At 45.5% G+C, this 9,884-nt stretch carries 6 protein-coding genes; 2 read left to right on the top strand and 4 right to left on the bottom strand.

The annotated features are described in order from the left end of the window. Positions 1-352: 352 nt before the first annotated feature. Positions 353-2,653 carry a GAF domain-containing protein gene (locus IEY13_RS12995; RefSeq protein WP_188952623.1) on the bottom strand — a complete coding sequence of 767 codons (2,301 nt, stop codon included), beginning with the start codon at positions 2,651-2,653 and terminating at the stop codon, positions 353-355. 211 nt (positions 2,654-2,864) lie between these two features. Beyond that, on the bottom strand, positions 2,865-3,827 hold the full coding sequence (locus IEY13_RS12990) for a glycoside hydrolase domain-containing protein (RefSeq protein WP_188952621.1): 963 nt from the start codon (positions 3,825-3,827) through the stop codon (positions 2,865-2,867). A 325-nt stretch (positions 3,828-4,152) separates the two neighbouring features. Here IEY13_RS12990 and IEY13_RS12985 point away from each other — a divergent pair, with 325 nt between their 5' ends. Further along, the gene (locus IEY13_RS12985) at positions 4,153-6,594 is read left to right on the top strand and encodes a S9 family peptidase (protein ID WP_188952619.1); all 2,442 of its coding nucleotides are present in this window, start codon (positions 4,153-4,155) and stop codon (positions 6,592-6,594) included. Between the two features lie 169 nt (positions 6,595-6,763). After that, a complete protein-coding gene (locus IEY13_RS12980) occupies positions 6,764-7,762 on the top strand; it encodes an MBL fold metallo-hydrolase (protein ID WP_188952616.1) in 999 nt (332 codons plus the stop codon). A 7-nt stretch (positions 7,763-7,769) separates the two neighbouring features. Here the strand turns inward: IEY13_RS12980 and IEY13_RS12975 are convergent, their stop codons facing one another. Both IEY13_RS12975 and IEY13_RS12970 read right to left on the bottom strand, forming a co-directional pair. Continuing rightward, on the bottom strand, positions 7,770-8,918 hold the full coding sequence (locus tag IEY13_RS12975; protein WP_188952614.1) for a threonine synthase: 1,149 nt from the start codon (positions 8,916-8,918) through the stop codon (positions 7,770-7,772). Between the two features lie 58 nt (positions 8,919-8,976). After that, a complete protein-coding gene (locus tag IEY13_RS12970) occupies positions 8,977-9,876 on the bottom strand; it encodes a LysR substrate-binding domain-containing protein (RefSeq protein WP_188952612.1) in 900 nt (299 codons plus the stop codon). Between the last annotated feature and the right edge of the window lie 8 nt (positions 9,877-9,884).

Raw genomic sequence — 9,884 nt, 5'->3', positions numbered from 1 at the left:
TTTCTGAGTTTTCCTGTTCCATCTTACTGTGTTTAAAGGTATTTCATATAGAAAACCTGTGACACAGTTTATTAAACAGACCCATTTCTGGGTAAAACAGAAAGCTTTCTATACAAACCAGAAATATTTCCGTTAAATCCAGAAAACTTTCCAGAATAATCAGAAATATTTCCAGCTTGATTATAAACATTTCTGGTTGAGACAGAAAACTTTCTAATTGAATCAGAAAGTTTTCCGGCTAATACAGAAATTTTTCTGACTCAGTTAGAAGTATATTTCTTGTAAAAAAAGAAGCTCCGCTCTCCTGTTTTCTCTCAAAACAGAAGGGCGGAGCCATAAATTATAGGAAAAATCAGGGACGCTGTACGGCTACCCGAAGCATTTTTAACCCGGAAATGCCCTGGAGGTCTTCAATTTCATACTGTTCTATTTCTGTAGCCAGCTGGTTGCGGGCCTGGAGAATTTGCAGGTATTGACGGTATTCCGCTTCCTCAGAGTCGTTCAGATACACAATCGTTATTTTACCGGTTTGGGTAATGCGCTCCGTGGTGTTTTTAATGCAGGCCTTATCAATTCGTTTTTTCACAATTTCAAAGCGGGCATTGTAGCTGCCATCTACGTCAAACCGTTTTTCATCCATTCTAAAGCGTATATCAATGGCAGAATGGTACACCAGAATCAGGCTGGTTACATCCAGCGGGCAGGGAAGGGAAGGTTTTAGCTGGTGGTGCAGCGCTTCCATTTCGCACAGTACCTCCAGCTGCCATAAACGCAGCTGATATAACCGGAGATGGTCGTACACTTTGTCCGGACATATAGAGCGACCCAGGTAAAGATTATGTTCTATACCGTCGGTTTTAAACCGCTCAAAGTAATGCGGATGTGCTTCCTGCGCCTCTGTTTGCCGGTTATCCAGGTGGGCAGCCAACTGGTCGTTTACCATGGCAATACTGGCCTCATACTTTCTGCGCTCCTGATGAAAGGAACCGGTTTCTTTTTCATTGGCCGTAAAATAGCTGCTGATAGCGGCACGCAACTGCGGGTGGTTGATGTTTTGCAAACGTGGGTGCACCTCTCTGGTAAGCCAGGTTACAATATATTGTTCTGTAGCTGCTTTAAGCGGTGTATGTAACTGCTGCAGGTAGTTGCTGATGGCTGCTGTTTCTCCGCTAAAATCTTCTTCCGGTAAATACTGAGCTATCTGTTGCAGCAAGCCGGCCAGTTGGTTTAACTGATATTCCATATCCAGCTGAATGCTGTTGTTGCGTGCTTCGGATGAGCCTTTGATGTCTATTTGCCCGTACAGCGGGTGTACATCTTTAAACACCACTTCCTGTAACTGATAGCTACGCCCCAGCTGCGATGCTAAAATGTAACGCTGCGCCTCTTCCTGAAAACGCCAGCGTACGCTGTTGTGTACTGTTGTGTATTTGGCTTGTATAACCGCCTGCACCTGGTTTTGTAGTTCTGCTGCAAGCCTTTCTGTGGTATCGGTAATAAATGGCAGCACCACCTCCAGCTTATTGGCGTTAATGCTGTTGAGGGCTTTGCTTCTGGTACTCACAACCTCCAGAATGCCAAACAGCTGCCCGTTTTTAACTATGGGGCATAGTATAAAGCTTTTAATACCCTGCTTTACAAAACGTGGCCCCAGTTCATTTTCAGGAAAAGCTGCGCGGTACTCGTCTATATCCGATACGGCAAAAGGTGTTTTTTTATGTAGCAGGCATTCGTTGGCGCGTGGGCACAGCAGCTTGCCTGCATCTTCGGTTTCGCGCTGCTCCAGTATAAAACTGGGCAGTTGCTGGCCAAACATATCAAAGCTGAGCGTATTTTCTTTTTTGTTGTATACGGTAAAGCCTACATCAATGTCTTTAATGCGGTATATAGATTGAAAGATAGAAGCAATACTGTCCCGGAAGCCTGAGGCATTAATACCTAATAATTTTTCTTTCAGAATAGATACTGCATTTTCTACCGTAGCATCGTACAACGTCATAATGGCAAACCCTTTCAGCACCCAGCTGTCTTTCGGAAACTTCTCTTTCCAAAGGGCCAGGTTATCATAACTGTTCCGCAGTTCATCAATATCTTCCGGGGTAAGCGGTACTGATTTTTCGGTAGGGTATATTTCTAAAAAGTCAGCATTGTATAAAATGCGGTAATGTTTGGTAATGCCGTCTGATGTAGGAATATCAAAAAACAGCGGCTTGCCAAAATCCAGCTGCGTGTTATAAAACTCGTTTAGTATAATACAGCAGCTTAGCACATAATACTGGTGATAATCAAAATCGCGGATGTTAATGTGAAACTCTTTACCTGCTGCTGCCAGAATATTTTTAAAGCGCTCTGAGTGGTTAAACACCACATCCAGAAAAGGAATGCTTATCGCTTTTATCTCGTTCAGGGTAAGTGCTTCCGGAAAATAGTCGGCCAGCAACCGGCGTATCAGTGGCTCGTTCTGTGTAATCTGCTGCACATCGGTAATACCGTTACGCAACTCCGGAAAAGGGGCTGCATCCTGTAACAGCTGCCGGGCGCGTGCGTTTGCTTCTGCATGCGGGTCTGCTGCCAGTTTTTCCAAACGGTCAAATACTTCCGGAAAACAAAGTTCTAAACGGAAAGGCGTATCAGTAAGCGAAGACAGCGGCATAGATTGATTGAGTTACGGGCATAAAATTAATCATTCTTTGCAGGTATGTTATCAGTTAACTGCTAACCGGTGCAGGAGGGTTACAAATGGTTGCGGGTGGCTACGGTTTAGGCAACAATTACTGGTGATTGTACAATAAAAAAAGTCCGGAGCATGTAAGGTTACGGCTCCGGACAAGATATATAAATGCTGTTGAAAGGGTAACGGTAAATCAGAATGTTCCTTTTCTTCCTGTATGCGGGGTAATATCCATGCTGAAATTGTAATGCAATACTTCTCCCTGGCGCATGCTGCGTTTGCCGCTGTAGTTATCTGCCAGTACAGATTTTCCTTTTATGCCAACCCATACACCACCTTTACCATTGTTGCTCCACGAAGCAGGAGTACTATTGCTGTTACGCTGGTCATCTTCCAGCAAATACCACATGCCTGCATTGGAGCTGCCTATCCAGGCACCACGGCCGTAGGCAACGGGGCCATCCCATTTCCAGTTAACCGTATCGGGGCGCACACCGCCTGCATAACCCAGCCCGGTAAAGTATTCACCGGTGGCAAAGGTGAAAGGCAGGTGCATTCTTATCTCATCCAGCTCTACGTTTTGCAGGGCGGTGAGGGTAACGTTAAACGATAGCTGGCTGTTGGCATATATTTTACCGGTAACGTCCATCTGTAAAAGCGGAGAGGTGTTAACAGCAGTCCAGATAGAAGAATCTGTTTTTTGCCGTAGGAAGGTGATGCCTTTGCTGGTAAAAGCAATGTCTTTATGTGTGGCGGCATTTACAATGTGAAAATGCACCTGCTCTGTCAGCATCGGATAAGGCGTAGTGTCTACACGGCTCAGATCCGGGCTTATGTAAGAAGTGATTTGTGCTGGAAAGCCGGATTTGTGCAGTTGTATTTTGCGGCCGCTGATGGTGAAGGTGGTACTGTCTGTCTGTACCATTTCAGAGAACGGAGTGGTAGCCTTTTCCTGCTTTTTTTTACGCTTTGCAGAAGGCTGTTCTTTAAAAGGCGTAAAGTCTGCCTGCGTCCAGGGCTGTGCTACTGCGCGGTATACAGAAGTATCTTTCTTTGAATGCTTACCTGCGGGGTGGGGGGACTGCCCGTAAGCTGCGGTAAATAAACCGGAAACAGCAAACGCTGCAATGTAAAGGCCTGGGTATTTTGGCAACATGAATCGGAAATATTAGTGGCTACAAATATAATAGCCCACCCATACTTTTCGGGCGTAATATTCGGTGTACGGCAAACAGGGGTTGCTTTTGCAGGCTGGTGCTGATTGAAGTGATACACAGCCGGCTGCTTTTTAATAGCCTGGCGATGAAAAGGTGGAATTGGCCGACGCTTTACTGCAGTAAACTACCAGAGCTGCTGCAACCGTTTACCTTTATTGCCTGCAATGCAGTTGCAGACATGAGAAAAACAAAAGGCCTGCTTTTTAGCTGCGGCCAATGCCATTCTATTGCTGCGCTGCTATTATTTATCTAAAACAACAAACAATGAAACTGCTGCTTTTAGGTGTGGCATTCATCAGCATTTTACCCGCGTATTCCCAGCAAACGCCTGTAGCTAAGGCTAATTATAAACTGGCTGCACGCTTTTCGCCCAAACGGCAGGATAAAATGGTGTTCTCCACTACAGTTACCCCTCACTGGTTAAAAAAGGATAACAGATTCTGGTACGAGTACGAAACCACCGAAGGAAAAAACTGGTACATAGTAAATGCGGCCATACCCGAAAAGAAGTTTTTGTTTGATAACGTAAAGCTGGCTACAGAGCTTACGAAAATTATTAAAGATCCGTTTGATGCGCAGCATTTACCTATTGATAGTTTACAGGTAAGTAAAGATGAAAAAAGCATCCGCTTTGAAGTAAGAAGCTCCGTAGATACCAGCGCTACCAAAAAAGGCAAAAAGGTTTTTTATTTCCGCTATAGTATAGATAGTAACACCCTTACGGTGTTAAACGATTTTACCAAGCCTAAGCATAAACCTTCCTGGGCATCTATATCGCCCGATGGCAAAACCATCCTTTTTTCAAAGCATTTTAACCTGTACTATATGGACAGGGCTAACTATGAAAAGGCGTTGAAAAAAGAAGAAGACAGCACCATTGTAGAAACGGCATTAACTACAGATGGCGTTGAGTTTAACGCCTATGGTGGCAGCATGGAAAATGAAAACAATGTAGAAAAAGAAAAGAATAAAAATAAGCGCAAACCTGTTCGCGTATATTGGTCGCCCGATTCAAAACACTTCGCGTATGTACGTACCGATTCGCGCAATGTAAAAGACTTTTGGGTTATCAACAGCATTGCAGACCCCAGACCTACACTGGAAACCTATAAGTACCAGATGCCCGGCGAAAAAGAAGCGCCGCAGGATGCTTTGTGTTTGTTTGATATGACTACGCATACCCAGCAAAAGGTGAATGTAGCTGCCTTTAAAGATCAGGATGTAACGCTCTGGTCTGCCCCTATAATAAAAGAAGAACGGGAGGAGGAAGAACGCCCCAACCGCTGGCTGGGTAACAACAGCCGCTTTTATATGGCCCGCCAGAGCCGCGACCTGAAAAAGGTAGATGTTTTACTGGTGGATGTAGCAAAGGCTTCTGTTACCACGCTTATAGAAGAGCGTTCTAACACCTATATCGACTTTCAGAGACTGGGCCTTGTGAATGATGGAAAGGAACTGGTGTTCTGGAGCGAAAGAGATGGCTGGGGACATTTTTATTTGTATGATGAAAAAGGAACCCTGAAAAACCAGATTACTTCCGGCCCATTTCATTGCAACGATATAGAAGGTATAGACGATGCCAGCCGCACTATTTATTTTACGGCCAATGGCAAAGAGAAAAATGAAGATCCTTATTACCGCCATATGTACCGGGTAAACCTGGATGGCAGTGGTTTTAAACTGCTGAACGATGGCAATTTTGAACATGCGGTAAATCTGAACGATAACAATGCGTTCTTTATTGATAACTATTCCCGCGTAAACACTATACCTGCTTCTGCATTATACAGTGTAGCGGGTAAAAAAGTACTGGACCTGGAAACGGCCGATCTGCGTTCGCTGTTTGGTGCCGGTTATAAATTCCCGGAAATATTTACCGTAAAAGCAGATGATGGTATTACCGATTTATACGGCGTAATGTACAAGCCATACGATTTTGACAGCACCCGTAAATACCCCATAGTGGAGTATGTATATCCCGGCCCGCAAACGGAAGCGGTAAATAAAGCGTTTGCCCGTGTTGCAGACAGAACAGACAGGCTGGCGCAGATTGGTTTTATTGTAGTTACCGTGGGCAACAGGGGAGGTAACCCCGGCCGCTCTAAATGGTACCATAACTATGGCTATGGCAACCTGCGTGATTATGGCCTGGCCGATAAAAAAACAGCTGCCGAACAGCTGGCCAACCGCCACAGCTATATTGATATTGATAAAGTAGGCATTCACGGCCATTCCGGCGGTGGCTTTATGTCTACCGCTGCTATGCTGGTATACCCTGACTTTTTTAAAGTAGCGGTTTCCTCTTCCGGCAACCACGATAACAGTATTTACAACCGCTGGTGGAGTGAAAAGCACCACGGGTTAAAGGAAATAATTGGCGATAAAGGCGATACCTCCTTTGTATACAGTATTGAAAAAAATGCCGATCTGGCAAAACAGTTGAAAGGGCATTTAATGATTACCACCGGTGATATTGATAATAATGTAAACCCGGCCAACAGTATACGCGTAATGAATGCTTTAATTAAGGCCAACAAACGCTTTGATGTAATGCTGTTACCTGGTCAGCGCCACGCTTACGGTAATATGCAGGAGTGGTTTTTCTGGGGCCTGGCAGATTATTACAGCCGCTGGCTACTGGGCGATTTTTCGCAACCGGTGGATATAGAGGAAATGAACAGGGATATGCCGCTTACCGGCAAATAAATCCTGCTGAATAGTAGTAAAAGCCCCCTGAATGGCCGCCTTTTTCTGGCAGCTGTTTCAGGGGGCTTTGCCTTTCATCCGTTCCAGCCGCCACCCGCTCATTTTTAAAATACGCTAACAAAAACAGTTCTAATTTAGCGTAACGGCACAAAAAAATGCAGGCAAAGTGATGAAAACGAAATGGCGCACCACAGAAGAATCAAAGAATTTCAGAGATAAAAAGTTTCAGAATTTATCGCCCACACCCGCTTTGGCAGAGGGCGTTTCTTATTCAACCGTATTACGTGAATACTGGAAAAAGCCCCCAACAGTAAACCCTGCGGCTCCTGTACCACATGTTGTTACCAATTTACGGCAGTTGAATACAGATGTGCCGGTGGTGGTATGGTTCGGGCACTCTTCTTACCTTATCCGTTATAAACAACTCAGCTTTCTGATAGACCCGGTTTTTAGTGGTCATGCATCGCCCATGCGCAGTATGGTAAAGGCTTTTGCCGGTGCAGATGTATACAAGCCGGAGCATATGCCGGATATTGATGTAATGATTATCACGCATAACCACTACGATCATCTGGATAAGCATACGATAGCCGCTTTACAGCACCGCACTAAAAAATATTATACCTCTCTGGGGGTAGGAAAAAACATAGCCTGCTTTGTAACAGGGGAGAAGCCTATACAGGAAATGGATTGGTGGGAAACCGAAACCATTGCACCGGGCATAACCATTACCGCCACACCGGCACGCCATTTTTCGGGCCGCGGGCTGGTAAGGAATGAATCGTTATGGTCGTCCTTTGTATTGCAACTGGATGAATACAAATTATACCTGGGTGGCGATTCCGGTTACGATACCCACTTCCGCGAAATAGGCGAAAAGTATGGTCCCTTTGATATGGCCCTGCTGGAGTGCGGGCAGTATAATACTGCCTGGCCGTACATTCATATGATGCCGGAGCAAACCGCGCAGGCGGCGATGGATGTAAAGGCGAAGGTGCTGATGCCCGTACACTGGGCTAAGTTCCGGTTAGCCATTCATCCCTGGAACGAACCGATACAGCGGGTAACTGCCGCAGCTGCCCAACTGAACCTGCCGCTTGCCACACCTATGATTGGTGAGCCGGTGTATGTGGGCAAAAGCTATCCCACAGGCCAGTGGTGGAAGTAAACATGCGTTAGCGGTATTTGTACCAGGCACCGGTGTTAAACAACAGCACGGTTTCCTCCGGTTGTATCCAGTCTTTTTCAATCAGTTTTTTCAAACCTACATAGGTGGCACTTCCTTCGGGTGACAGCAGCAGGCCTTCTGTTGCTGCCACTTCTTTCATACCCTGTTCCATTTCTTCTTCTGTTACGGTAAGGGCTATACCATCGCTGTGGTGCAGCACTTCCAGCATCAGGTCTTTCGCAAACGGTTCGGGTACCGCCAGGCCATAAGCCATAGAAGCACCTGCTTCAAAATCAGGGGCAATTTTGCCCTGCTCAAATAATTGTATCATGGGTGCGCAATTTTGTGTTTGTACTACTACCATGCGGGGCAGCTTACCGGAAATCCAGCCCATCTGCTGCATTTCTTCAAAAGCCTTCCACATGCCTACCAGGCCGGTGCCACCGCCTGTGGGGTATATAATTACATCTGGCAGTTGCCAGTTTAATTGTTCTGCTATTTCGTAGCCCAGTGTTTTCTTGCCTTCCAACCGGTAAGGCTCTTTCAGGGTAGACATATCAAAGGCACCGGTTTCCTGTACCCGCTGGCGGGCCAGGTTGCCACAGGCATTAATAAGGCCGTTTACCAGCATCAGTTCTGCGCCATACATACGGCACTCCTGCTGTAAAGTGGCAGGTGTATGGGCAGGCATAATTACTGTGGCTTTTATACCGGCTTTGGCGCAGTACGCACTTAAGGCACCGCCTGCGTTACCGGCAGTAGGTATAATGCAATGGGTAATACCTGCTTCTTTTGCTTTAGATACTGCCGCGCTTATACCACGGGCTTTAAAGGAGCCGGTGGGGTTAACGCTTTCATCCTTGAGTAATACGGTATGCTCAACGGAGGTTTTGGCCAGGTGATGAATAGGCGTCCATCCTTCACCCAGGCTTACTATATTGTTGGCATCAAATACCGGCAGCAGCGGCGCATAACGCCACATGCTGTATTCGTGTGTGTTAATGTCTGATTTATGAAATGTATAATTGTAGCGGGTTACCAGTGGCTGGTTGCAGCAGGTGGCATATGATTGCAGTGCCTCTATTGCATAAGGTTTTCCGCACTTTGGGCACTCCAGTGTGGTTGCCAGCGACAGATGTTTTACTGCTGTTTCCATAGCATAAAAGTAATCTGTGCCTATAACCTGGCAGATACCGTTAAGTTATAACCTATAACTATTTGTTATAGACTTTGCGCGCCTGTGCAATGAATTTTTTATTGAGTTCGCTGGTTTCGCCCTTGCGTTGTATAAAGTAAAAGCTGCGTTCAATATGCAGCCCTTCAAAGTGTACCTCTGTTAACTCTCCGTATTTCAACTCTTTAATTACAGAGCGTTGCGGAAGAAAGCCTACACAGTCCGATTCTATTAAGAAATTCTTCAATGCTTCCGTACCACCCAGGCGGGCTTTTACCTGCAGATCGTTCAAGCCTATTTTATTTTTTTCTAAAGCATATTTTAAGGCTTCCAGTGTACCGCTGCCACGCTCGCGCAGCGCTATAGACATATTTATTACTTCTTTTAAAGGATAGCTTTTTTTACGTGCAATGGCATTTTTTTTACTGCATACGGCTATAACACGGTCATTCATAAATGGGTGATACACCACGTTGGTAAGCTTTTCGCGGCCTTCTATAATGCCCAGGTTAATTTCCTGGTTCAGCAGGGCCTGCAATACAATTTCAGAGTTGCGGTTAAGCAGGTTTACTTCCATTTGCGGATAGTGCTCCAGGAACACAGACAACACTTTAGGGAGTATATACAACGCAATAGTAGTGCTGGCGCCTAGCTTTAATACACCTTTGCCCATGCTCTGGTGGCTCATAATACTCAAATCAAACTCCGTTTCTTCCTGTATGGTTTTTACCTGCAGCAGCCTTTGCAGTAACAGTTTACCGGCAGGGGTAAGTTCAATATGAATGCCCTTACGGTCGAACAATCTGGTATTGTAATATTCTTCCAGCGATTTTATATGCTTACTAATGGCAGGCTGCGATATAAACAGGGTATCGCTGGCTTTGGAGAAGCTTTTTTCCTTCGCCACTTCAATGAATACCTGGTGGTGAGTTGACAGCATAGGCTAAC

Origin of the sequence: Filimonas zeae, assembly GCF_014641615.1 — a bacterium.
GTDB lineage: Bacteria > Bacteroidota > Bacteroidia > Chitinophagales > Chitinophagaceae > Filimonas > Filimonas zeae.
Note: the sequence above shows the minus strand (reverse complement) of the source record. Positions and strands in the feature narration are given on the sequence as shown.

Excerpts from the sequence above, each read along its gene's own strand:
- IEY13_RS12990 (WP_188952621.1), bottom strand. The coding sequence starts at position 3,827 with ATGTTGCCAAAATACCCAGGCCTTTACATTGCAGCGTTTGCTGTTTCC.
- IEY13_RS12975 (WP_188952614.1), bottom strand. The coding sequence starts at position 8,918 with ATGGAAACAGCAGTAAAACATCTGTCGCTGGCAACCACACTGGAGTGC.
- IEY13_RS12980 (WP_188952616.1), top strand. The coding sequence starts at position 6,764 with ATGAAAACGAAATGGCGCACCACAGAAGAATCAAAGAATTTCAGAGAT.
- IEY13_RS12995 (WP_188952623.1), bottom strand. The coding sequence starts at position 2,653 with ATGCCGCTGTCTTCGCTTACTGATACGCCTTTCCGTTTAGAACTTTGT.
- IEY13_RS12985 (WP_188952619.1), top strand. The coding sequence starts at position 4,153 with ATGAAACTGCTGCTTTTAGGTGTGGCATTCATCAGCATTTTACCCGCG.
- IEY13_RS12970 (WP_188952612.1), bottom strand. The coding sequence starts at position 9,876 with ATGCTGTCAACTCACCACCAGGTATTCATTGAAGTGGCGAAGGAAAAA.